At 62.7% G+C, this 24,737-nt stretch carries 18 protein-coding genes and 1 pseudogene; 15 read left to right on the forward strand and 4 right to left on the reverse strand.

The features are described 5' to 3' along the window. Positions 1-2: 2 nt before the first annotated feature. The 7 genes from ispG to G7016_RS02980 all read left to right on the forward strand — a co-directional run bounded on the left by ispG (position 3) and on the right by G7016_RS02980 (position 7,862). Positions 3-1,112: a flavodoxin-dependent (E)-4-hydroxy-3-methylbut-2-enyl-diphosphate synthase gene (gene ispG, locus G7016_RS02950; RefSeq protein WP_181111354.1), complete on the forward strand. Its 1,110-nt coding sequence runs from the start codon at positions 3-5 to the stop codon at positions 1,110-1,112. Positions 1,113-1,152: 40 nt separating this feature from the next. Further along, positions 1,153-2,439 (forward strand): histidine--tRNA ligase, encoded by a 1,287-nt coding sequence (gene hisS, locus G7016_RS02955; protein ID WP_181111355.1) that lies wholly within the window; start codon positions 1,153-1,155, stop codon positions 2,437-2,439. A 48-nt stretch (positions 2,440-2,487) separates the two neighbouring features. After that, complete coding sequence (locus G7016_RS02960; protein WP_181111356.1) at positions 2,488-3,129, forward strand: YfgM family protein; 642 nt, start codon at positions 2,488-2,490, stop codon at positions 3,127-3,129. Next, positions 3,122-4,273, forward strand: a complete 1,152-nt coding sequence (gene bamB / locus G7016_RS02965; protein ID WP_181111357.1) for an outer membrane protein assembly factor BamB — start codon at positions 3,122-3,124, stop codon at positions 4,271-4,273. The genes G7016_RS02960 and bamB overlap by 8 nt, the downstream gene beginning before the upstream one ends. Before the next feature lie 116 nt (positions 4,274-4,389). After that, complete coding sequence (gene der / locus G7016_RS02970; RefSeq protein ID WP_181111358.1) at positions 4,390-5,853, forward strand: ribosome biogenesis GTPase Der; 1,464 nt, start codon at positions 4,390-4,392, stop codon at positions 5,851-5,853. An 81-nt stretch (positions 5,854-5,934) separates the two neighbouring features. Beyond that, positions 5,935-7,083 (forward strand): pyridoxal phosphate-dependent aminotransferase, encoded by a 1,149-nt coding sequence (locus G7016_RS02975; RefSeq protein WP_181111359.1) that lies wholly within the window; start codon positions 5,935-5,937, stop codon positions 7,081-7,083. Further along, positions 7,071-7,862, forward strand: coding sequence for an amidohydrolase (locus G7016_RS02980; RefSeq protein ID WP_181111360.1), 792 nt, complete (start codon positions 7,071-7,073; stop codon positions 7,860-7,862). The genes G7016_RS02975 and G7016_RS02980 overlap by 13 nt, the downstream gene beginning before the upstream one ends. 69 nt (positions 7,863-7,931) lie before the next feature. On the opposite strand, the gene leuA is transcribed toward G7016_RS02980, so the two are convergent. The 3 genes from leuA to xseA form a co-directional block, all read right to left on the reverse strand. Then, entirely contained in the window at positions 7,932-9,602 is a 1,671-nt protein-coding gene (gene leuA / locus G7016_RS02985; protein WP_181111361.1) for a 2-isopropylmalate synthase, read from the reverse strand. Positions 9,603-9,925: 323 nt separating this feature from the next. Continuing rightward, a complete protein-coding gene (locus G7016_RS02990; RefSeq protein WP_181111362.1) occupies positions 9,926-10,753 on the reverse strand; it encodes a peptidoglycan DD-metalloendopeptidase family protein in 828 nt (275 codons plus the stop codon). Positions 10,754-10,755: 2 nt separating this feature from the next. Then, positions 10,756-12,135 (reverse strand): exodeoxyribonuclease VII large subunit, encoded by a 1,380-nt coding sequence (gene xseA / locus G7016_RS02995; RefSeq protein WP_181111760.1) that lies wholly within the window; start codon positions 12,133-12,135, stop codon positions 10,756-10,758. 85 nt (positions 12,136-12,220) lie between these two features. Here xseA and G7016_RS03000 point away from each other — a divergent pair, with 85 nt between their 5' ends. The 6 genes and pseudogenes from G7016_RS03000 to tadA all read left to right on the forward strand — a co-directional run bounded on the left by G7016_RS03000 (position 12,221) and on the right by tadA (position 18,695). Further along, on the forward strand, positions 12,221-12,769 hold the full coding sequence (locus G7016_RS03000) for a sugar ABC transporter ATPase (RefSeq protein WP_181111363.1): 549 nt from the start codon (positions 12,221-12,223) through the stop codon (positions 12,767-12,769). A gap of 78 nt (positions 12,770-12,847) precedes the next feature. Then, positions 12,848-14,317: an IMP dehydrogenase gene (guaB, locus tag G7016_RS03005; RefSeq protein ID WP_181111364.1), complete on the forward strand. Its 1,470-nt coding sequence runs from the start codon at positions 12,848-12,850 to the stop codon at positions 14,315-14,317. Between the two features lie 169 nt (positions 14,318-14,486). Beyond that, positions 14,487-16,064 (forward strand): glutamine-hydrolyzing GMP synthase, encoded by a 1,578-nt coding sequence (guaA, locus tag G7016_RS03010; RefSeq protein ID WP_181111365.1) that lies wholly within the window; start codon positions 14,487-14,489, stop codon positions 16,062-16,064. Between the two features lie 310 nt (positions 16,065-16,374). Further along, positions 16,375-16,665 (forward strand): annotated as a pseudogene (locus G7016_RS03015) (DNA-binding protein); the annotation flags it as partial. Between the two features lie 162 nt (positions 16,666-16,827). Next, the gene (locus tag G7016_RS03020) at positions 16,828-18,201 is read left to right on the forward strand and encodes a multicopper oxidase family protein (RefSeq protein ID WP_181111366.1); all 1,374 of its coding nucleotides are present in this window, start codon (positions 16,828-16,830) and stop codon (positions 18,199-18,201) included. Continuing rightward, positions 18,201-18,695 (forward strand): tRNA adenosine(34) deaminase TadA, encoded by a 495-nt coding sequence (tadA, locus tag G7016_RS03025; protein ID WP_181111367.1) that lies wholly within the window; start codon positions 18,201-18,203, stop codon positions 18,693-18,695. The genes G7016_RS03020 and tadA overlap by 1 nt, the downstream gene beginning before the upstream one ends. A 122-nt stretch (positions 18,696-18,817) precedes the next feature. Here tadA and mltF read toward each other — a convergent pair whose 3' ends face one another. Then, positions 18,818-20,290, reverse strand: coding sequence for a membrane-bound lytic murein transglycosylase MltF (mltF, locus tag G7016_RS03030; protein WP_181111368.1), 1,473 nt, complete (start codon positions 20,288-20,290; stop codon positions 18,818-18,820). Positions 20,291-20,476: 186 nt separating this feature from the next. Between mltF and purL the strand changes: the two genes are divergently transcribed. Both purL and G7016_RS03040 read left to right on the forward strand, forming a co-directional pair. After that, positions 20,477-24,373 carry a phosphoribosylformylglycinamidine synthase gene (gene purL / locus G7016_RS03035; RefSeq protein ID WP_181111761.1) on the forward strand — a complete coding sequence of 1,299 codons (3,897 nt, stop codon included), beginning with the start codon at positions 20,477-20,479 and terminating at the stop codon, positions 24,371-24,373. A 15-nt stretch (positions 24,374-24,388) separates the two neighbouring features. Next, positions 24,389-24,700 carry a Nif3-like dinuclear metal center hexameric protein gene (locus tag G7016_RS03040; protein WP_181111369.1) on the forward strand — a complete coding sequence of 104 codons (312 nt, stop codon included), beginning with the start codon at positions 24,389-24,391 and terminating at the stop codon, positions 24,698-24,700. The last annotated feature ends 37 nt before the right edge of the window (positions 24,701-24,737 follow it).

Consider the following 24,737-nt stretch of genomic DNA (forward strand, 5'->3'; position numbering starts at 1 on the left):
TCATGCACGGCGAATCTCCGATCAAACGTCGCGAATCACGGAAAATCTGGGTGGGGTCCGTCCCGGTGGGTGGCGATGCCCCTATCGCGGTGCAAAGCATGACCAACACTGACACCCTGGACGTGTTGTCCACCGTTGCCCAGATAGCCCGGCTTGAAGAGGCCGGTGCCGACATCGTGCGGGTGTCCGTGCCGGACATGGACGCCGCCGAGGCGTTCGGCAAGATCAAGCAACTGGTGAACGTGCCGCTGGTCGCCGACATTCATTTCGACTACCGCATTGCGCTGCGCGTGGCTGAATTGGGCGTGGATTGCCTGCGCATCAACCCGGGCAACATCGGCCGGGAAGACCGGGTCCGGGCCGTGGTCGATGCGGCCCGGGACCGTGGCATTCCGATCCGGATCGGCGTGAATGCCGGCTCGCTCGAGAAAGACCTGCAAAAGAAATACGGCGAGCCTACGCCTGAAGCGCTCGTGGAGTCGGCGCTGCGGCACGTGGAGCACCTCGACCGGCTGGACTTCCAGGACTTCAAGGTGAGCGTGAAGGCTTCCGACGTGTTCATGGCCGTTGCTGCCTACCGCCAGCTGGCCGGTCAGATCATCCAGCCCTTGCACCTGGGCATCACCGAGGCGGGCGGCCTGCGCTCCGGCACGGTCAAATCCTCTGTGGGCCTGGGAATGTTGCTGGCCGATGGCATCGGCGACACTATCCGCATCTCGCTGGCCGCCGATCCGGTCGAAGAGGTGAAGGTAGGCTTCGATATCCTGAAATCCCTGCGCCTGCGTTCACGTGGCATCAATTTCATCGCATGCCCTAGCTGCTCGCGGCAGAATTTCGACGTGGTGAAAACCATGAACGAGCTGGAAGGGCGCCTTGAAGACCTGCTGGTGCCGTTGGACGTTGCGGTGATCGGCTGCGTGGTCAACGGGCCCGGCGAGGCCAAGGAGGCCCATGTGGGGCTCACCGGCGGCACGCCAAACCTCGTTTACATCGACGGCAAGCCGGCCCAGAAGCTCACCAATGACAACCTGGTGGAACAGCTCGAGCGGCTGATTCGCCAGAAGGCGGCAGAAAAGGTCGAAGCTGACGCGGCATTGATTGCCCGCGGCTGACGCTCCAGGCGCCTGATAACTGATTCGTTAAGGACACCCCGTGACAAAAGCTCTGCAAGCCATCCGTGGCATGAACGACATCCTGCCCGAGCAGACTCCGCTGTGGCGTTACTTCGAAGGCACCGTGGCCGGCTTGCTGGACAGCTATGGCTATCGCCAGATCCGCATGCCTATCGTCGAGTTCACCGAGTTGTTCAAGCGCTCGATCGGCGAAGTCACCGACATCGTGGAAAAAGAGATGTACACCTTCGAGGACCGCAACGGTGATTCACTCACCCTGCGCCCCGAAGGTACCGCAGCCTGCGTGCGTGCGGTGCTGGAGCACGGCATCACCGGTGGTGGCCAGCCCCAGAAGCTCTGGTACATAGGCCCCATGTTCCGCCATGAGCGCCCACAGAAAGGCCGCTATCGCCAGTTCCACCAGATCGGCGTGGAAGTGTTCAACCTGGCCGGGCCGGATATCGACGCAGAATTGATCGCGCTTACCTGGCGCCTCTGGGGTGCCCTGGGCATTCGTGATGCAGTGACCCTGGAGCTCAACAGCCTGGGCACCAGCGAAGCCCGCGCCCGCTATCGCGACGCGCTGGTGGCATTTCTTTCCGAACGGCTGGAGCAGCTGGACGAAGACAGCCAGCGTCGCCTGCAGACCAACCCGCTGCGTATCCTGGACAGTAAATCGCCAGAAACCCAGGCGCTGCTGGTCGATGCGCCGAAGCTGGCCGATTACCTGGACGAAGAGTCCAAGGTGCATTTCGACGGCCTGAAGGCCCGGCTGGACGCGGCGGGCATTCCGTACGTCATCAATCCAAAGCTGGTTCGTGGCCTGGATTACTACTCCAAGACGGTATTCGAGTGGGTGACCGACAAGCTCGGCGCCCAGGGCACCGTCTGCGCGGGTGGCCGTTACGACGGGCTGGTGGAGCAGATGGGCGGCAAGCCTACGCCAGGCGTTGGGTTTGCGATGGGCATCGAGCGGCTTATCCTGCTGCTCGAAACCCTGGAGCAGGTCCCTGAATCCATTGCTCGCCAGGTAGACGTCTACCTGTGCGCGATCGGCGATGCAGCCGAGCTGGCCGCGCTCACCCTCTCCGAGCGGTTGCGCGATGGCTCCCCTGCATTACGGCTGCAGGTGAATTCGGGCGGCGGCAGTTTCAAAAATCAGTTCAAGAAAGCCGACCGAAGCGGGGCGTTGTTCGCCCTCGTGCTGGGGGAGGACGAGCTGGCCCGTGAGGTGGTAGGGTTCAAACCTTTGCGCGGGCAGGGCGAACAACAGGAAATCGCCTGGGACGCGCTGGCCGATCATCTCGCCAGTGCCTTGCAGGCCTGATCAACCGCCCACCAGGGCAAGACGTTTATAAAACACAGGAGTATCGGGGTGTCGGGTAGCGATGATGAACAGCTCGTCCAGTTCAAGGACTGGTGGCAGCGCAACGGCAAGCCCTTGGTCACCGGCGGCCTGCTCGCGCTGATTGTGGTCTTTGGCTGGCAGGGTTGGCAGAAGTATCAAGGCAACCAGGCTCAGGGGGCGTCCAGCTTGTACCAGCAATTGCTGGAGACGGCGCTCACGCCTTCGGGCAAGCCGGAGCAGGCGAAGGTGGACTACCTCGTTGGCGAGCTGGAAAAGAACTACGCCGGCACGGCCTATGCTCAATACGGCAAGCTGTTCCAGGCCAAGGTCAATGTGGACGCAGGCCGTCCCGACGCCGCGGCAGGCCAGCTGCAAACCGTGATCGACAAGCCAGCCAACCCGACCCTGGGCGAAGTGGCGCGCGAGCGCCTGGCACAGGTGCTGGCGGCACAAGGCAAGGCCGAGGATGCCCTCAAGCTGCTCGACGGCCAGGCTGACAAGGCGTTCGTTGCCAGCCGCGAAGAGCTGCGTGGCGACCTGCTGGTGAAACTGGGCCGGGCCGGCGATGCCGCCGCTGCCTATCGCAAGGCCAAGGACGCCCTGGCCGACGACGCCGCTGTAGGCGACCTCCAACTCAAGCTCGACGACCTGGCCAAAGGGGATGCGTGACGTGATTCGATGGAAACATGCGGTATTGCTGACGCTGGCCGTTGCGGTCGTTGGTTGCAGCAGCAACAGCAACAAGGAACTGCCCCCGGCGGAACTGACCGACTTCAAGGAAGAGGTTACGCTGAGCAAGGTCTGGAGCGAGTCCATCGGTGATGGCCAGGGCAAGACCTACAACATGCTGGTACCTGCCGTGGAGAACAACACCCTCTACGCAGCAGATACCACCGGCCTGGTGATGGCGCTGGACCGCATGAACGGCGACGTCCAGTGGAAAAAAGACATGGAAATGCCTATCTCCGGCGCCGTAGGCGTGGGCAGTGGCATGGTCATGTTCGGTACCCTGCGCGGCGACGTGGTGGCACTGGATGCCGCCAACGGTGAAGAGCGCTGGCGCGCCCACGTAAAAGCCGAGGTGCTGGCCCCGCCGGCGACCAATGGTGACGTGGTAGTGGTGCAAACCCAGGACGACCGCCTGGTCGGGCTGGACGCCAGCAATGGCAACCAGTTGTGGATCTACGACAGCACCCCGGCGGTGCTGACGCTGCGTGGTACCAGCGCTCCGCTGGTGACCAACCAGTTGGCCGTGGCTGGCTTGTCCACTGGCAAGGTTGTAGCGCTGGACATCCGTAACGGTACGCCGGTATGGGAAACCCGCGTAGCAATCCCGCAGGGCCGTTCCGAGCTGGATCGGGTAGTGGATATCGACGGCGGCCTGCTGCTGTCGGGCGGCACGCTGTACGTATCGACCTATCAGGGCCGCATGGCGGGCCTGGAGCTGGAAAGCGGCCGTGTGCTTTGGCAGCGTGACGCGTCCAGCTATGCCGGCGTGGCGCAAGGCTTTGGCAGCGTGTATGTCGCCGAGGCCACCGGTACGGTCGAAGGCGTGGATGAGCGCTCTACCACCGCATTGTGGAGCAACGATTCGCTGGCCCGTCGTCAACTGACCGCGCCGGAAGTGTTCTCCAGCTACATCGCCGTTGGTGACATGGAAGGTTACCTGCACCTGCTGAGCCAGGTGGATGGCCGCTTCGTTGGCCGCACCAAGATCGACGGTGACGGCCTGCGTGCGCGGCCGCTGGTGGTAGGCGACATGCTGTATGTGTACGCCAACAGCGGCAAGCTCGAGGCGCTGACCATCAAGTAATGCTTGCTATGCTTGGGGCTGAACGCCCCGGGCGCGCGGGGCGATCCCGCATTCGTTAATGGCCGCTGCCCCCGCAGCGGCCTTTGCCTTTCTGAAATTCCGAAGTGGAGAGCCGCATGGTTCCCGTAATCGCCCTGGTGGGCCGCCCCAATGTGGGCAAATCCACCATGTTCAACCGCCTGACCAAGAGCCGCGACGCTATCGTCGGCGACTTGTCCGGCCTCACTCGCGACCGCCAATACGGCGAGGCGGTCTGGCAAGGCCGCTCCTACATCGTCATCGACACCGGTGGGATCACCGGGGACGAGGCGGGCATGGACGAAAAGATGGCCGAGCAATCGTTGCTTGCCATCGAAGAAGCCGACCTGGTGCTGTTCATGGTGGACGCGCGCGCGGGTTTCACCGCCGCCGACCAGATGATCGCCGAGCACCTGCGCAAGCGGAACAAGCGCTCGCTGCTGGTTGCCAACAAGGTCGACAATATCGACCCTGAAATGGCCCGCGCCGAGTTCGCCCCGCTGGGCATGGGCAACGCCATTCCGGTGGCCGCGTCCCAAGGCCGTGGCATGAACAGCCTGTTGGAAACTGCCCTCGGTGAGTACCCCCGCGACCCTTCGGAAGAAGAGGAATTCGGTGAAGTCGCCGAAGGCGAGGAACCCGTCCGCGTTCCCGGCCCGAGCGAAAAAGACGGCGTAAAAATCGCTATCATCGGCCGGCCCAACGTGGGCAAGTCGACCCTGGTGAACCGCATGCTCGGCGAAGAGCGCGTGATCACCTACGACGAGCCGGGTACCACGCGCGACAGTATCTACATTCCGTTCGAACGCGATGGCGACAAGTACACCCTCATCGACACTGCGGGTGTGCGCAAACGCGGCAAGATCCACGAGGAAGTTGAAAAGTTCTCGGTGGTGAAAACCTTGCAGGCCATCAAGGACGCCAACGTGGTGATCTTCGTGATGGACGCACGCGAAGGTGTGGTGGATCACGACCTGAACCTGCTCGGCTTTGCGCTGGAAACCGGCCGTGCCATCGTGATCGCCCTGAACAAGTGGGACGGCATGGAGCCAGGCGAGCGCGAATACGTGAAGACCGAGCTGCAACGCCGGTTGTTCTTCGTGGACTTCGCCGACATCCACTTCATCTCGGCCCTGCACGGCACCGGCGTCGGCCACCTGTACGGCTCGGTGCAGGCTGCCTTCAAGTCGGCCATCACCCGCTGGCCCACCAGCCGCCTCACGCAAATCCTCGAAGACGCGATCAGCGACCACCAGCCGCCGATGGTCAACGGCCGCCGGATCAAGCTGCGTTACGCTCACCTGGGCGGTGCCAACCCGCCGCTGATCGTGATTCACGGCAACCAGGTGGAGAAGGTCCCGCGTTCGTACACCCGCTTCCTCGAAAACACCTACCGCCGTGTGCTGAAGCTGGTAGGTACGCCTATTCGTATCGAATACAAGGGCGGCGAGAACCCGTACGAAGGCAAGAAAAACACCCTCACCGATCGCCAGGTCAACAAGAAGCGCCGGTTGATGTCGCACCATAAGAAGGCCGAAAAGAAGCGCAAGGACAAGCGTTAACCTAAAGGTGCCTGGCGCCCGCTGATCGGCTATCCTGCGCCTTCGCCCGGCTTACCGGGCGCAGGCCAGCAGGGGACCCGCATGATCGCCAGTAAACTGCCGAATGTCGGCACCACCATCTTCACCACCATGTCGCAGCTCGCCGCTGAAACGGGCGCGCTGAACCTGAGCCAGGGCTTTCCGGATTTCGACGGCCCGCTGGCACTGCGCCAAGCCGTTGCCCGCCATGTGATGGACGGGCACAACCAATATTCCCCCATGACTGGCCTGCCAGCCTTGCGTGAGCAGGTAGCCGCCAAGATCGAGCGCTGCTATGGCGCAAACGTTAACCCTGACCTGGAAGTGACCATCACCCCCGGCGCCACCGAAGCCATCTTCTGTGCGGTGCAGGCCATCGTTCGGCCCGGCGACGAAGTGATCGTGTTCGATCCCGTCTACGACAGCTACGAGCCCTCGGTGGAGTTGGCTGGCGGCCGCTGCGTGCATGTGCAGCTAAGCCCCGGCACCTTCACTATCGACTGGGAACGGCTGACTGCGGCGCTCAGCCCACGCACACGCCTGATCATGCTGAACAGCCCGCATAACCCGAGCGGGGCGCTGATCAGCCAGCGTGATCTGGACCGGCTGGCAGTGCTGGTAGAACAGCGCGGGTTGTATGTGATCAGCGATGAAGTGTATGAACACCTGGTGTACGACGGTGTGAAACACGCCAGTGTATTGGCCCATCCCGGACTGTACCCAAGGGCCTTCGTGGTGAGCTCCTTCGGCAAGACCTATCACGTCACCGGCTGGAAAACCGGTTATGTGGTCGCGCCGCCTGCGTTGAGCGCGGAGCTGCGCAAGATCCACCAATACGTGAACTTCTGTGGGGTTACGCCGCTGCAATGGGGCTTGGCCGACTACATGGGCGCGCACCCGGGGCATGTGGACGAACTGCCCGGTTTCTATCAGGCCAAGCGCGACCTGTTCTGCGACTTGCTCGATCGCTCGCGCTTCAGCTTCACTCGCACGCCGGGCACCTATTTTCAGGTAGTTGACTACAGCGCGATTCGCCCGGACCTCAACGACGTCGAGATGTCGCTCTGGCTTACGCGGGAGCACGGCGTAGCCACCATACCGATTTCCGTGTTCTATCAAGCGCCGGTGGAAGGCCAGCGGTTGGTGCGCCTATGCTTTGCGAAACGGGAAGACACCCTGCGAGCGGCGGCGGAGAAACTATGCGCGATCTGAATGAACTGCCGGACCTGAAGCTGGCATTGGTGCAGAGCGATCTGGCCTGGCACGACCGCTCCGCTAACCTGAGCCGTTTTGGCGAGCTGCTGGAGCAGGCGCGGGGCGCGGACCTTATTGTGCTTCCGGAGATGTTCACCACCGGGTTTTCGATGGATTCGGCCAGCCTGGCCGAGCCGGAACAAGGCCCTGCCAGCGAGTGGCTGTTGCAGCAGGCAGCAAGCCTGGATGCGGTAGTAACGGGTACTGTGATCGTGCAAGCCGCGGACGGTAGCTATCGCAACCGCCTGTTGTGGGCCAGGCCAGACGGCACGCTGCTTCACTACGACAAGCGGCACCTGTTCCGCATGGCCGGCGAGCATGAGCACTACACGGCCGGCGAGCGCCAGGTGCGGCTGGAACTCAAGGGCTGGCGAGTTCGGCCGCTGATCTGCTACGACCTGCGCTTTCCGGTATGGAGCCGCGATGCCGAGAATACCGACCTGTTGCTCTACACTGCCAACTGGCCCGGCGCGCGGCGGCACCATTGGAACCGCTTGCTTCCAGCCCGGGCGATTGAAAACCTTTGCTACGTTGCCGCGGTGAACCGCGTAGGCACCGATGGCAAGGGCTATGCGTATACCGGCGACAGCCAGGTGCTGGATTTTCAGGGCGAAACGCTGCTCAACGCAGGCGATGCCGAAGGTGTTTTCCATGTGAGCCTGAGCAGCGCCGGGCTGGCTGCGTACCGCACCCGCTTCCCTGCGCACCTGGATGCCGACCGGTTCGAGGTTTCGTAGCTGGCAGCAGTCAGCGAACCGGGCATAAAAAAAGCCGACCCCAAGGTCGGCTTTTTCACATCTGTAACTTTACGCCGCTTGCGCTGCGCGCTGGCTGAGGGAGCGGTTCAGCGCACTGAACAATGCCTTGAAGCTGGCGGTGGTGATGTTTTCGTCGATACCGATGCCGTGCACCGGACGTTCGCCGGCCACCCGCAGTTCGATGTAGGCCGCCGCCTTGGCGTTGGTACCCGAGCTGATCGCGTGTTCGTTGTAGTCCATGATCTCCACATTGATTGGCAGGGAGGTGACCAGCGCTTCCAGTGCGCCGTTGCCTTTGCCTTTCCAGTGAAGGGTTTCGCCGTCGCTGCTGATTTCCACATACACCTGGCTGTTGCCGTTTTCTTCGGTCAGGCGATGGCTTACCAGTGCGTAGGGCAGGTTGGCTTGCAGGTACTCTTTCTGCAGCAGCTTGTAGATCTGCTCGGCCGTCATCTCCAGCCCCAGGCGGTCGGTTTCACCCTGCACCACCTGGCTGAACTCGATCTGCATGCGGCGGGGCAGGCTGATGCCGTATTCCTGCTCCAGCAGGTAGGTAATGCCACCCTTGCCGGACTGGCTGTTGACCCGAATCACCGCCTCGTAGCTACGCCCGATATCAGCGGGGTCAATCGGCAGGTAGGGTACTTCCCACAGGGTGCCTTCCTTCTGCTGGGTAAAGCCCTTGCGGATAGCATCCTGGTGAGAGCCGGAAAACGCGGTATGGACCAGATCACCCACGTAGGGGTGGCGTGGATGTACAGGCAACTGGTTGCACTCTTCGACCACCTTGCGCACGCCGTCGATGTCCGAGAAGTCAAGCTGCGGGTTGATGCCCTGGGTGTACAGGTTCAGGCCCAGCGTCACCAGGTCCACGTTACCGGTACGCTCGCCATTACCGAACAGGCAACCTTCCACCCGATCGGCACCCGCCATCAGGCCCAGCTCCGTAGCTGCCACGCCAGTGCCGCGATCGTTGTGGGTGTGCAGGCTGATCAGCACGCTGTCCCGACGGTTCACGTTACGGCAGAACCATTCGATCTGGTCCGCATACACGTTGGGCGTGGACACTTCTACAGTCGCAGGCAGGTTGAGGATGATCTTGTGCTCCGGCGTCGGGTTCCATACCTCGATCACCGCATCACACACTTCCTTGGCGAACTCCAGCTCGGTGGCGCTGAACGTTTCCGGCGAGTACTGGAACGTCCATTGGGTTTCTGGTTGCTGCGCGGCGTACTTCACGAACAGCTTGGCCGCGTTGACCGCGATCTCTTTCACGCCTGCCTTGTCCTGGTTGAACACGATCCGGCGGAACGAAGGGCACGTTGCGTTATAGAGGTGGACGATGGCCTTTTTCGCGCCGCGCAGGGATTCGAATGTGCGGGCGATCAAGTCTTCGCGCGCTTGGGTCAACACCTGGATGGTGGTGTCTTCGGGCACGTGGCCGTCTTCGATCAGCGTGCGGATGAAGTCGAAATCGGTTTGTGAGGCAGAGGGGAAGGCGGCTTCGATTTCCTTCACGCCAACCTTGACCAGGGTTTTCCAGAACCGCAGCTTTTTCTCGGCATCCATCGGCTCGATCAACGACTGGTTGCCGTCACGCAGGTCCGAACTGCACCAGATAGGCGCTTCGGTGATGGCCTTGGACGGCCAGGTGCGGTTGGGCAGGTCTATGGTCGGGAATGCGCGGTATTTGCTGGACGGGTCTTTGAGCATGGTCATGATCGTTTTCCTTGGTCGGCCCACCTGAGGGCTGCCTGAATGCTTAAGGTATGAAGCGCGCCTGGCGACAAGATTCAGCCCGGTAGTCGGTAACTGACCAGATTCAGGCTCAGGTGCTGGCGGAGCAGAATGTGCGTGCTTGAGTTGTTCATGACTCAAACCCTAACCAGTGCAGAGAAAGATCGCAAGTGAGCAGAAAAAATTAGTATAAAAAACCAAATAGCCTCGAGGTTCAGGCAGAAAACAATGATAAGCATCCATGAGCGATCAAAAATTGCGCGCACTTTAAGGGTGCGAAATACTCGCCTGATAGCTGCTCCGGCTTAGTGCGCTCCAATAAATATCGCCGGGTCTACCCGCGCGTCGTTCAGGCTCACATTCCAGTGCATGTGTGGGCCCGTGGCGCGCCCGGTGCTGCCAACCCGGCCTACCACGGCACCGCGAGGCAAGGCCTGGCCCACGCTCACATCCACCTTGGACATATGGCAGAACATGCTGATAAACCCTTGGCCATGGTCCACAAACACCGTTTTGCCGTTGAAAAAGTAGTCGCCCACCAGAATTACCCTGCCAGCGGCGGGGGTCTTGATCGGCGTGCCGGCGGGGACGGCGAAATCCAGCCCGGCGTGAGGGTTGCGCTCCTCGCCATTGAAGAACCGCCGCACGCCGAAGCGGCTCGATAGCGGGCCATTCACTGGCTTGTCCAGCAACAGGTTGCTCGGCGTACCAGAGGTGAAGCTGGCATAGGCGCGGTTCTGTTCTGCCAACTCTTTATTGATGCGGGTAAGGTCTTGGGGGTCAGGGTTCACCTGCCGCTTGTTCTTCAGCGTGATTCGCTGCTCGGGGTAGGCCTTGGCCGTGACGTTGAACGTCACATTGCGAGTACCGCCCCCTTGTCGCACCTGCAATGCCTGTGGGGCGGGCGGTGTCTTCAACGAGATCCCGGCCACGGCGCGCCAGATGCCTTGCTCATTCACCACCATCACTGGCTTGCCCTCCAGAAATACCTGTGGCGCGGCTGGGGCGGCGCCAAGGTCCACCACGGCCACGCCGCCGGGCACGGGCCGGTTCAACTGGCGGGTAAGGTAGCTGTCGGCCCAGGCGGGCAGGGTGGCTGCGGCGAGCAAGGCCGCGCAGAGCAATCGGTACATGATCAATCCAACAACGAAAGGGTCACAGGGGCTACATGGTTGTCTTCAACCCGTACGCTGAGCTTGCCTTCACCCAGCCGCGCGGTCAGGCGCTGGCCGGGTGCGGCTTGCTCGGCGCGGCGGATAGCGTGGCCACGGTCGTCGAGCAGGATGCTATAGCCGCGGCCAAGGGTCGCCAACGGGCTGACAATATTCAACGCCTGGGCCTGGGTCTGCAGGCGCAGCCGCTCCGCACGCAGGCGCTCTTGCATTACCCGGGGAAGCCGCGCGCGCAGCTGTTCCAGCCGTTGTTGCAGCAACGCCAGCGCGCGCCCCGGATGCTGTGCGGCCAGGCGCGCATCCAGATGCATCAGCCGCTGCTGGCGGTGCGCCAAGGCGGTGTTGAATGCCCGCCGCAAGCGCATGTCCAGGTCGTCCAGCCGTTGTGCCTGCTGACGAACCTTTTCGCCAGGGTGGCGCAACCGGCGGCTCAGCCCTTCGAGGCGCAACCTGTCGTGCGCCAGGCGATGCTGCATGCGCAACAACAGGCGGCGCTGCAAACCGGCCAGCTGGCGTTGCAGGTCGTTGCTGTCGGGGGCCAGTAACTCGGCGGCTGCGGTGGGGGTGGGGGCGCGCACGTCGGCAACGAAGTCACTGATCGACACGTCCGTTTCATGGCCGATCGCGCTGACCACCGGCGTCACGCAGGCATCGACCGCACGGGCTACGGCTTCTTCGTTGAAGCACCACAGGTCTTCGAGCGAGCCGCCGCCACGGGCGAGGATGATTGCATCGAAGCCATGGCGGTCCGCCAGGCCCAGGGCCCGGACGATTTGCCCGATGGCCTCGCGCCCTTGAACCGCCGTGGGAATGACCGTGAGCTGCACTTGGGGCGCACGCCGGCGGAACACGCTGATGATGTCGCGTATCACCGCGCCACCAGGGGAGGTGACGATACCGATGCGCCGAGGATGGGCCGGCAGGCTTTGCTTGCGCTCGGCACTGAACAACCCCTCGGCGCTGAGTTTTTCTTTCAGCGACTCGAAGGCCAGGCGCAGGGCGCCATCTCCGGCGGGCTCGACGGTATCGAGGATGAGCTGATAGTCCCCGCGCCCTTCGAACAGCGACACCTTGCCGCGAACCTTTACCGCAAGCCCGTCCCTCAATGCCTGGCGCACCCGGGCGGCATTCTGCCTGAAGAGGGCGCAGCGCACCTGGGCGCCGGCGTCCTTGAGGGTGAAATAAAGGTGCCCGGAGGCAGGGCGCGCGAGGTTGGAAATCTCGCCTTCTACCCACACGCTGCTGAACACGTCCTCAAGCAGCACGCGGGCGCGGCCGTTGAGCTGGGAAACCGTGAGGACCTGGCGATCCAGGCCGAGCCTGGCAAAGGGATCGTTATTCATGCCTGGATAATAAAGCCAAGCTTGGCGGCTGTCGCGGCTGCTGGTGGTAGAATCGTTCACCGTTCCGTCGTTGTATGGCTAGCACATGGCTTCGCAAAGCATTCTGGTTCCCCAACTCTCCACCGTCCCCGGCAATGAAGGCGCCGCCAGCCTGATGCTGCGCTGGCTCGTTCACAAGAATGTCGTGGATGGCCAGCCCACCACCTGCTGCCGGGGCGGCAATGGCATGGGCTACGCCATTGCGGACGGCGCCCGTCGGGTGGTGCGCCATCCGGAGCGCCTGCCGTTCGGCGAAAAGATCAACGGCCTGCGTATCGTCACCAAGCGCTGCATCTATACGCCGCAGAAGGGCTTTCTCGAAGAAGCGGGTTGCCCCAAATGCCGTCGGGAAGTAGGCGAGCCCCTCTTCGAAAGCCTGGACGAGTGGTATCCCGGCCTCACGGACAATTTCACCTGCCCGCTGTGCGGCTTCGAAGACGACATCAATGGTTTCCTGTTCCTGCAGCCTTGCGGCTTCTCCAACCTGGGCTTCATTTTCGAAGGTTGGAGCGAGGCCGGCTTCACTGACGCCTTCGTGAAGGGCTTCGCCGAGCGGCTGGATTGGCCGGTACGGCTGGTGGATGTGCAACTCTGAAGCACGCGCGCATTGAGCCTTGGGGCATGTACAGGTATAATGGCGCGCTTCCATTTTTCCCGCCCGGGAGCCCCCGCGATGCTGCGTATCAGCCAAGAAGCCCTGACTTTCGATGACATTCTTTTGGTCCCCGGTTATTCCGAGGTCCTGCCGAACGAAGTCAGCCTCAAGACCCGTTTGACCCGTGGCATCGAACTGAACATTCCCCTGGTGTCCGCCGCCATGGACACCGTGACCGAAGCCCGCCTCGCCATCGCCATGGCCCAGGAAGGCGGCATCGGTATCATTCACAAGAACATGACTGTCGAGCAACAGGCCGCGGAAGTCCGCAAGGTCAAGAAGTTCGAAGCAGGCGTGGTCAAGGACCCGATCACCATCGAGGCCGGCGCCACTGTTCGTGACCTGTTCGAGCTCACTCGCCAGCACAATATCTCCGGCGTGCCGGTGCTGCACGATGGTGACCTGGTCGGCATCGTCACTTCCCGCGACGTACGTTTCGAAAACCGCCTGGACATCCCTGTCCGCGAGGTGATGACCCCGCGTGATCGCCTGGTGACCGTGCGCGAAGGCGCCACCAAGGAAGAAGTTCGCCAACTGCTGCACAAGCACCGGCTGGAGAAGGTCCTGATCGTGGACGCAGACTTCCAGCTCAAGGGCATGATGACCGTAAAGGACATCGAAAAGGCCAAGGCCTACCCGCTGGCGAGCAAGGACGACCAGGGTCGCCTGCGTGTCGGCGCTGCGGTGGGTACCGGCAAGGACACCGGCGAGCGCGTTACCGCGCTGGTCGCCGCTGGCGTGGACGTAGTGGTGGTAGACACCGCCCACGGCCACTCCAAGGGCGTGATCGACCGCGTGCGTTGGGTCAAGCAGAATTTCCCGCAAGTGCAGGTGATCGGCGGCAACATTGCCACCGGCGCGGCCGCGCTGGCATTGGTTGAAGCTGGCGCCGATGGCGTGAAAGTCGGTATCGGCCCAGGCTCGATCTGCACCACCCGTATCGTGGCTGGCGTGGGCGTTCCGCAAATCAGCGCAGTGGCCAACGTTGCCGAAGCATTGAAAAACACTGACGTTCCATTGATCGCCGACGGCGGCATCCGCTTCTCCGGGGACCTGTCCAAGGCCGTGGTCGCCGGCGCCTATTGCGTGATGATGGGCTCCATGTTCGCCGGTACCGAAGAGGCTCCGGGCGAAATCGAACTGTTCCAGGGGCGTTCCTACAAGGCCTACCGTGGCATGGGTTCGCTGGGCGCCATGGCTCAGGCTCAGGGCTCCTCGGACCGTTACTTCCAGGATTCGTCCGCTGGTGCGGAAAAGCTGGTGCCGGAAGGTATCGAAGGCCGCGTGCCCTACAAAGGCGCCCTGTCTGCGATCATCCATCAGCTGATGGGCGGCCTGCGTTCGTCCATGGGCTACACCGGCAGCGCCAACATCCACGAAATGCGCACCCGTCCGGAATTCGTCCGCATCACCGGCGCCGGCATGGCTGAATCCCACGTCCACGACGTGCAGATCACCAAGGAAGCGCCTAACTACAGGGTCGGCTGAGGCCGGCTTGCGCCGACAGTTTCAAGCTACAAGCTTCAAGCGGCCAGCAGGTTGGCCAACCCCACCTGCCACGCCTCGAATCACTTGAGGCTTGCAGCTTGAAGCTTATTGCTAATCACCAACTTGCAGCTTGCAGCTTCAAGCTTGCCGCTGCCTTTCAGAGTCTCCCATGGCCCTCGATATTCATGCTCACCGCATTCTGATCCTCGATTTCGGTTCGCAGTACACCCAGCTGATCGCCCGCCGCGTGCGGGAAATCGGCGTGTACTGCGAGTTGCACCCTTTCGACATGGATGACGAAGCGATTCGCGAATTCGCTCCGCGCGGCATTATCCTGGCCGGTGGCCCGGAATCCGTGCACGAGGCCAACAGCCCGCGCGCGCCTCAGGCCGTATTCGACCTGAACGTGCCGCTGCTGGGCATCTGCTATGGCATGCAAACCATGGCCGAACAACTGGGCGGCCGGGTAGAAGGCTCCAACCTGCGTGAGTTCGGTTATGCCCGCGTGGACGTGGTTGGTAAAAGCCGCCTGCTCGACGGCATCGAAGACCATGTAGACGCCGACGGCGTGCTGGGCCTGGACGTGTGGATGAGCCACGGCGACAAGGTCACCGAAATTCCGTCCAACTTCCACGTGCTGGCCAGTACCCCCAGCTGCCCGATCGCTGGCATGGCCGACGATGCCCGTGGCTACTACGGCGTTCAATTCCACCCGGAAGTGACCCACACCAAGCAGGGCGGCCGCATGCTGTCCCGCTTCATACTGGATATCTGCGGCTGCGAAGCCTTGTGGACGCCGTCGCGCATCGCCGACGACGCCATCGAGCAGGTTCGCGCACAGGTCGGTGATGCCAATGTACTGCTGGGCCTTTCTGGCGGCGTGGATTCATCCGTGGTCGCAGCACTGCTGCACAAGGCTATCGGTGATCAGCTGACCTGTGTATTCGTCGACAACGGCCTGCTGCGCCTTCACGAAGGTGAGCAGGTAATGGCCATGTTCGCCGAGAACATGGGCGTGAAGGTTATCCGCGCCAATGCCGAAGACCAGTTCCTCGGCAACCTTGCGGGTGAGGCAGACCCGGAGAAGAAACGCAAGATCATCGGCCGCACCTTCATCGACGTGTTCGATGCCGAGGCCAGCAAGTTGCACAACATTCAGTTCCTCGCCCAAGGCACGATCTACCCGGACGTGATCGAGTCGGCTGGCGCCAAAAGCGGCAAGGCCCATGTGATCAAGTCCCACCACAACGTGGGTGGCCTGCCGGAGGAGATGAACCTCAAGCTGGTAGAGCCGCTGCGTGAGCTGTTCAAGGATGAAGTACGCCGCCTCGGCCTGGAATTGGGCCTGCCGTACGACATGGTCTACCGCCATCCCTTCCCGGGCCCTGGCCTGGGTGTGCGCATCCTCGGCGAAGTGAAGAAGGAATACGCCGACCTGCTGCGCCAGGCCGACCACATCTTCATCGAAGAACTGCGCAAGGCCGACTGGTACCACAAGGTCAGCCAGGCATTCGTGGTATTCCAGCCGGTCAAGTCTGTAGGCGTGGTCGGCGACGGCCGCCGTTACGCCTGGGTGGTGGCGCTGCGCGCTGTCGAAACCATCGACTTCATGACCGCGCGCTGGGCGCACCTGCCGTACGAACTGCTCGAAAAAGTCAGTGGCCGCATCATCAACGAGATCGAAGGCATCTCGCGTGTCACCTACGACGTCTCGAGCAAGCCGCCTGCGACGATCGAGTGGGAATGATCGGGCGTTCGGCAATAGCCGGCACCAACTAGCAGAGAATGCCCTGAAGCCCGCGCGATGCGGGCTTTTGGTTTTCTAAGGGGGGGGCACCGGTGCAAAGCGCTGCTCGTGCTCGCCGCTCCTGAATTGTTTGCTCGTGTTGCCATCAGTCTTCCCCATGGCCCGTATCGGTATAGGGACATCTTTCCAGACGATTCCTCCGTACGAGCCCTCCACCCACCGGTCACAATGCGGCGCTTAGCGGAAAATTGAAGCGTGTCGTGGACAACTGCACGGTGGCTTGTCTGCAAGATGACGGTAAGGAGTAACCATGGAATACATATTTACGTTCAAATACCAGCTCACCGTGGCAGACCAGGATCTCCATGCGGTTGTAGAGCGCCTGGGGGAAGCGGGCTGTGACGACGCGGTGGTAGGTATTGGCCAGCCTGGGAGGCTCGCACTGGAATTCACTCGCGAGGGGCCGACCGCCGCTGCCGCAATGCGCAGCGCGCTGGCCGACGTGCAACGTGCAGTACCCTCGGCAAGGCTGATTGAAGCGGCGCCGGATCTGGTAGGCCTGACGGACGTTGCGCAAATAGCCGGTGTGTCACGGCAGAACACCGATTGAATCGGGATCTGGGCGCTGCCCTTGGTACGCTGTCGGTGTAATACCCGCAAGTTCTTACCTCTCACTCAGCCCTTAAAATTCCTCCCATACCTGTGTATCGTATCGGCCCCTTCGCGGCTGGTCCGCGTTTGCCTATCCCGAGGTTCCCAAGCCATGTCCGTCACCCGTCGCCAATTCCTCACGGGCCTGTCCGGCCTGGCTGTCGTGGGGCTGGGAGTGGGTGGCGCCACGCGCTACTGGCTGGGCCGCAATGAAGCGCCCGGCGGGCACGATTACGAGTTGATCGCGGCGCCACTGGATGTCGAGCTGGTGCCAGGCCATCAAACCCCTGCATGGGCCTATGGCGGTGCGGCGCCGGGGTTGGAGCTGCGGGCGCGTCAGGGCGATTGGCTGCGGGTCAAGTTCACCAACCATCTGCCAGTGCCCACTACCGTCCACTGGCATGGCATACGCCTGCCGCTCGAGATGGACGGCGTGCCCTATGTCTCGCAGTTGCCCGTGCTGCCAGGGGAGTCCTTCGATTACCGCTTCCGAGTGCCGGATGCCGGCAGCTATTGGTACCACCCCCATGTCACCAGCAGCGAGCAGCTGGGGCGCGGGCTAGTGGGCCCGCTGATCGTTGAAGAGCGCGAGCCCACCGGTTTTGTGCATGAACGCATCCTTAGCCTGAAGAACTGGCATGTGGACGAGGAGGGCAGTTTCCTTCCCTTCAGCATCCCGCGGGAAGCCGCGCGTAACGGTACGTTGGGGCGGTTATCCACGATCAATGGCGAGCCCAACCCCACGCTGGACCTTCCCGCCGGCCAGATCGTGCGGGTGCGCCTGCTGAACCTAGACAATACGGCCACCTACCGGCTGAACCTGAAAGGGCAGGGCGAAGCCCGTATTTACGCATTGGACGGCAACCCCGTAACCCCACGGGCCATGGGCCCGGATTACTGGCTTGGGCCTGGCATGCGGATCTGTCTGGCGCTGCGCATGCCCGCCGCAGGTGAAGAGATTGCCCTACGCGATGGTCCGGTACGCCTGGGTACCTTGCGTGCGGTTCCGTCCGAAGGCAGCGCGACCAACTGGCCCGCGCCGTTGCCGCCCAACCCCATCGCCGAGCCCGACCTGGCCAATGCAGAGAAGCTCAACTTCAATTTCGAGTGGGTGGGCAGTACGGCGGAGGAAGGCGTGGATACCCCACCTAGCCTGTGGCAGATCAACGGCGTGGCCTGGGATATCAACGACAAAACCTGTGCCGACCGCCCGATTGCCAAACTGCAGCGGGGCAAGAGCTATATTTTCGAGCTCAAGAACATGACCCAGTACCAGCATCCGGTTCACCTGCATGGGATGAGCTTCAAGGTAATCGCCTCCAATCGGCGCAAGATCATTCCCTATTTCACCGATACCTTCCTGCTGGGCCGCAATGAGCGGGCGCAGGTGGCGCTGGTTGCGGATAATCCGGGCACCTGGATGTTCCATTGCCATGTGATCGACCATATGGAAACCGGCCTGATGGCAGCGATCGAGGTGGCCTGATGCGTCAACCCATGATCATCGATCGCAGCCGCGACCGCGATTTCATGCAGATGGCACTGGCCCTCGCCGAGCAGGGCGCGGTGCTGGGCGAGGTGCCGGTGGGCGCGGTGCTGGTGCAAGGCGGCGAAGTGATCGGGCGCGGCTTCAATTGCCCGATCAGTACCAGTGACCCCAGCGCCCACGCGGAGATGGTCGCGATCCGTGAAGCTGCCCAAGCGGTGAGCAACTACCGGCTACCGGGCGCAACGCTCTATGTCACGCTGGAGCCCTGCAGCATGTGCGCGGGTTTGATCGTCCATTCGCGGGTGGCCAGGGTGGTGTTCGGCGCGCTGGAGCCCAAGGCGGGGATTGCCCAAAGCCAGGGGCAGTTCTTTGCTCAGCCGTTCCTGAATCACCGGGTATTGATCGAAGGCGGGGTAATGGCCGAAGAGTGTGGGGCAGTACTGAGTGCGTTTTTCAAGCAGCGGCGCAGCGCAGGGCGACCCCCGCTGTAGGAAGCGGGCGGAGCTCGCGAATATATTTTCGTACCATTTCGCGAGCTTTGCCCGCTTCCTACGGGATTATTTTAGGAGCTCGCGAATAAGGGCTTTCACAAGGCAGGAATTTGCGAAAACTGTTACAGCGGCGGGGTAACTTGCGGCTGGGCCTGCGCTGGGCGGGTCTTGTCCACACCGGGCACGTGCAGGTTGTTGTCCGCGACCTGCCCGCCCTCAGTCTGGGGTTGGGTTACCCATGTGAGGATGTCGTAGTAGCGGCGGATGTTTGCCACGAAATGCACCGGCTCGCCGCCCCGGGCATAACCGTAACGGGTTTTGCTGTACCACTTCTTTTGTGACAGCCGTGGCAGCATTTTCTTCACGTCCAGCCACTTGTTCGGGTCCAGGCCCTCATCCACCGCCAGCTTGCGAGCGTCGTCCAGGTGCGCGGTGCCGATGTTGTAGGCGGCCAGGGCGAACCAGGTGCGGTCGGGTTCCTTGATGCTATCGTCGAGCTGGTCCTTGATCAGCGCAAAATACTTCGCCCCGCCATAAATGCTCTGGCGCGCGTCCAGCCGGTTGGATACGCCCATGGCCTGTGCCGTGCTTTGAGTCAGCATCATCAAGCCGCGCACGCCCGTTTTCGAGGTTACGGCGGACTGCCACATGGACTCCTGATAACCGATGGCCGCCATCAGCTTCCAATCCACCCGCTCTTGCTTGGCAGCAGCCTGGAAGTGCTTCTCGAATTTTGGCAGGCGCTCCTGCAAGTGCTGGGCGAAGGTATACGCGCCCACATAGCCCAGCACATCCACGTGGCCGTAATAACGGTCCTTGAGGCGCTGCAGAGTGCCGTTGCGGCGTACCTTGTCCAGGAACAGGTCGATCTCGTGCAGCAGGCTGTTATCAGTGCCAGGGGCGACGGCCCAACGCTGGTCGCGGGCATCGCCGAGGTCAAACGCCACGCGCACGTTGGGGAAGTACACCTGGTTCATCGCCACTTCGTTCGAATCCACCAGGGTGTAGTCGATCTGGCCCTCATCCACCATGCGCAACAGGTCGACCACTTCCACCGCGTCAGACTCTTCGTACTCGATGCCGGGGTTCTGCGCCTTGAGCTCGGCCAGTTGCTCGGCATGGGTGCTGCCCTTGAGCACAGTGATCTTCTTGCCGATCAGGTCCTTGGCATCGGTGGGCCGAGGCTGCCCGTTGCGGTAGATGATCTGCGGCGTGACCTCCAGGTACGGGTGGGAAAAGCGCGCCGTTTGCTGGCGGGCCGAACTGCTGACCAACCCGGCGGCAGCCAGTACCGGCCCGTTGGGCTGGCCCAGCCGGTTGAACAGGTCGTCGAGGTTGTCGGCGGTCTGGATCTCGAGCTTTACGCCCAGGTCGTCGGCGAAACGCTTCACCAGCTCGTATTCGAAGCCGGTATCGCCGTTGCGGTCCTGGAAATAGGTGGCGGGGCTGTTGCGGGTAATCACGCGCAGCACGCCATCCTCCTTGACTCGCTCCAGTGTGCTGGGTTTTTCCACACAGCCGCTGAGCATCAAGAAGAAACCGGTTGCAAGGAGCCACAGCGCATGGCGCAGGTGGGGAACAATCGAGGCGAACATGGGTGCAGTATACGCAAAGCGGCTTCGCGACCATATCTCGACAGTGTGACGGGGTTCTGCTAGGGCCTGAAATGGGCGGGGAAGGGCAACCGTCTGCCCACGAGCGCGCCGATACGGATGCCTGGCGCGCCGGTTTAGGCTAGAATGCACGACCCAATCTACACCCCTCTCGAGGCTGTCCCCACGATGTTGATCCTGCGCGGCGCTCCTGCCCTTTCTGCCTTCCGCCACGGTAAATTACTGGAGCAAGTAAGTCAGAAGGTCCCCGCTGTCACCGGCCTGTACGCTGAGTTCGCCCATTTCGCCGACCTCAAGGCCGACCTCGACACCGAACAGCTGCAAGTGTTGGATCGCTTGCTCAAGTACGGGCCCAGCGTCCCGGTGCAGGAGCCGGTGGGGCGCCTGTTCCTGGTGGTGCCACGTTTTGGCACCATTTCGCCATGGGCCAGCAAGGCCACCGACATCGCCCATAACTGCGGCCTGGCCAACGTGGACCGCCTCGAGCGCGGGATCGCCTACTACGTACAGGGCGAATTGACCGACGCCCAGGCGGCCGACATCGCCGCCGTGCTGCACGATCGCATGACCCAGCGCGTGCTGGATCGCCTCCAGGATGCCAGCGCGCTGTTCAGCCACGCGCAGCCCCGGCCGATGACCTCGGTGGACGTGCTCGGTGGTGGCCGCGCCGCCCTCGAGGCCGCCAACGTGAGCCTCGGCCTGGCCCTGGCCGAAGACGAGATCGACTACCTGATCACCAGCTTCCAAGGGCTGGCGCGCAACCCCAACGACATCGAACTGATGATGTTCGCTCAGGCCAACTCCGAGCACTGCCGCCACAAGATCTTCAACGCCAGTTGGGACATCGACGGCCAGGCTCAGGAAAAAAGCCTGTTCGGCATGATCAAGAACACCTACCAGATGCATGGTGAGGGTGTGCTTTCCGCTTACAAGGACAACGCCGCTGTCATCGTCGGCAACGAAGCGGGCCGCTTCTTCCCGAACCCGGAAACCGGCGAATACGCCGCAGTGCGCGAGCCCGTGCACATCCTGATGAAGGTCGAAACCCACAACCACCCCACGGCGATCGCGCCGTTCCCGGGCGCTTCCACCGGCTCGGGCGGGGAAATCCGTGACGAAGGCGCCACCGGCCGCGGCTCCAAGCCAAAGGCAGGCCTGAACGGCTTCACCGTTTCCAACCTGAACATTCCCGGTTTTGAGCAGCCTTGGGAAAAGCCCTACGGCAAGCCCGAGCGCATCGTGACCCCGCTGGACATCATGATCGAAGGCCCGCTGGGCGGCGCCGCGTTCAACAATGAATTCGGCCGCCCCGCGCTCACCGGCTACTTCCGTACCTTCGAGCAGGCAGTGAACAGCCCTCGTGGCGAAGAAGTGCGCGGCTACCACAAGCCCATCATGCTGGCCGGCGGCCTGGGCAACATCCGCGCCGAGCACGTGCAGAAGGGCGAGATCCCGGTCGGCGCCAAGCTGATCGTGCTGGGCGGCCCCGCCATGCTCATTGGCCTGGGCGGCGGTGCAGCCTCATCCATGGCCACCGGTGCCAGCTCCGCAGACCTGGATTTCGCCTCCGTGCAGCGCGAAAACCCGGAAATGGAGCGCCGTTGCCAGGAAGTCATCGACCGCTGCTGGCAGCTGGGCGACGCCAACCCGATCTGCTTCATCCATGACGTGGGTGCGGGCGGCCTGTCCAACGCCTTCCCGGAACTGGTGAACGACGGCGGCCGCGGCGGGCGCTTCGAGCTGCGCAATGTGCCCAACGACGAGCCGGGCATGGCCCCGCACGAAATCTGGAGCAACGAATCCCAGGAGCGCTACGTAATGGCGGTGGCGGCGGAAGACTTCCCGCGCTTCCAGGCCATTTGCGAGCGCGAGCGTTGCCCGTTCGCGGTAGTTGGCGAAGCCACTGCCGAGCCGCACCTTACCGTTACCGACAGCCACTTCGGTAACAGCCCGGTAGACATGCCGCTGGAAGTGCTGCTGGGCAAGCCGCCGCGCATGCACCGTACCGTGGCCCGCGAAGCCGAGCAGGGCGATGACTTCGACCCGGCCAGCCTGGACCTCACCGATTCGATCACCCGCGTGCTGCGTCACCCGGCCGTGGCCAGCAAAAGCTTCCTGATCACCATCGGCGACCGCACCATCACAGGCCTCGTGGCCCGTGACCAGATGGTCGGCCCATGGCAGGTGCCGGTGGCGGACTGCGCAGTGACCGCTACCAGCTTCGACGTCCACACCGGCGAGGCGATGGCGCTGGGCGAGCGCACGCCGCTGGCACTGCTAGACGCCCCGGCATCGGGCCGCATGGCGATCGGTGAAACCCTCACCAACCTGGCGGCGTCCGCGATCGGCAAGCTGTCGGACGTGAAACTCTCCGCCAACTGGATGGCCGCCGCCGGCCACCCGGGCGAAGATGCCCGCCTGTACGACACCGTCAAGGCCGTGGGCATGGAGCTGTGCCCGGCACTGGGCATCACCATCCCGGTGGGCAAGGACTCGATGTCCATGCAAACCCGCTGGCAGGAAGAGGGCACCGACAAGTCCGTGACCTCGCCAATGTCGCTGATCGTCAGCGGCTTCGCGCCAGTGACCGACATTCGCAAAACCCTCACCCCGCAGCTTCGCCTGGACAAGGGCGAGACGGACCTGATCCTGATCGACCTGGGCCGTGGCAAGAACCGCATGGGTGCTTCCATCCTGGCGCAGGTGCATAGCCAGCTGGGCAAGGTCGCACCCGACGTGGACGATGCCGAAGACCTTAAGGCGTTCTTCGCGGTCATTCAGGGCCTGAACGCCGATGGCCATCTGCTCGCCTACCACGACCGCTCCGATGGCGGCCTGCTGGTGACCGCGCTGGAAATGGCCTTTGCCGGCCATTGCGGCCTGGACCTGCGCCTGGACACCCTGGCGCATGGCCGTGAAGAAGCCACCGCCGTGCTGTTCAACGAAGAGCTGGGCGCGGTGATTCAGGTGCGTCATGACGCTACCCCGGAAATCCTCGCCCAGTTCAGCGCCGCAGGCCTGGAAGACTGCGTTGTGGTCGTGGGCAAGCCGGTTAACAACGGCCACGTGGTCATCCGCCTGGGCGACGAAACCCTGTTCGAAGGCGAGCGCCGCCTGCTGCAGCGCCAGTGGGCCGAAACCAGCTACCGCATTCAGCGGATGCGGGATAACGCCACCTGCGCCGACCAGGAATTCGACGCGCTGCTGGAAGAAGACAACCCGGGCCTGCACGCCAAGCTGTCGTTCGATGTGAACGAAAACGTCAGCGCGCCTTACATCAAGACTGGTGTGCGGCCGAAGGTGGCCGTGCTGCGCGAACAGGGCGTGAACGGCCAGGTGGAAATGGCCGCGGCGTTCGACCGTGCCGGCTTCAGCGCGCTGGACGTGCACATGAGCGATATCCTCGCCGGCCGGGTAGACCTCAACGACTTCAAGGGGCTGGTCGCCTGTGGTGGCTTCTCCTACGGTGACGTGCTTGGCGCGGGCGAGGGTTGGGCCAAGTCGGCCTTGTTCAACAGCCGTGCGCGGGATGCCTTCCAGGCCTTCTTCGAGCGTACCGACAGCTTCGCCCTGGGCGTGTGCAACGGTTGCCAGATGATGTCCAACCTGCACGAGCTGATCCCCGGCAGCGAAAGCTGGCCTCACTTCGTGCGTAACCGCTCCGAGCAGTTCGAAGCGCGCGTGGCGATGGTGCAGGTGCAGGAGTCCAACTCGATCTTCCTGCAGGGCATGGCCGGTTCGCGCATGCCGATCGCCATCGCTCACGGCGAAGGCCATGCGGAGTTTGCCAGCGAGCAGGCCTTGATCGAAGCGGATGTGTCGGGCTGTGTGGCGTTGCGCTTCGTGGACAACCACGGCAAGGTGACCGAAACCTACCCGGCCAACCCCAACGGTTCGCCGCGCGGGATTACCGGCCTGACCAGCCGTGACGGCCGCGTGACCATCATGATGCCGCACCCGGAGCGCGTGTTCCGCGCTGTGCAGAACTCCTGGTACAGCGATGAGTGGAGCGAGGACGGTGGCTGGATGCGCATGTTCCGCAACGCTCGGGTGTGGGTGAACTAACCCTGGAGAGGCACGATGTACAAGCTTTGCTTCTTCGTGCCGCCCAGCCATGTGGATGAGGTAAAGGCCGCCGTATTCGCTGCCGGTGGCGGGCGAATCGGCGGTTACGACCAATGCTGTTGGCAGGTATTGGGGCAAGGCCAGTTCCGGCCGCTGGACGGCAGCCAGCCGTTCATTGGCACCGCCGGCACCGTTGAAACCATAACGGAATGGCGGGTGGAACTGGTTGTGGCGGATGAGCTGATTGCGGCGGTGATTGCCGCGCTCAAACTCAGCCACCCCTATGAAACCCCAGCCTATGAAACCTGGCGGCTTGAGGCCTTTTAAGCCCCGTTGCGCTTCGTTCCCGAGCTACGCCTTGCGG

It is taken from the genome of Pseudomonas japonica (assembly GCF_013522925.1).
Classification (GTDB): Bacteria; Pseudomonadota; Gammaproteobacteria; order Pseudomonadales; family Pseudomonadaceae; genus Aquipseudomonas; species Aquipseudomonas japonica_A.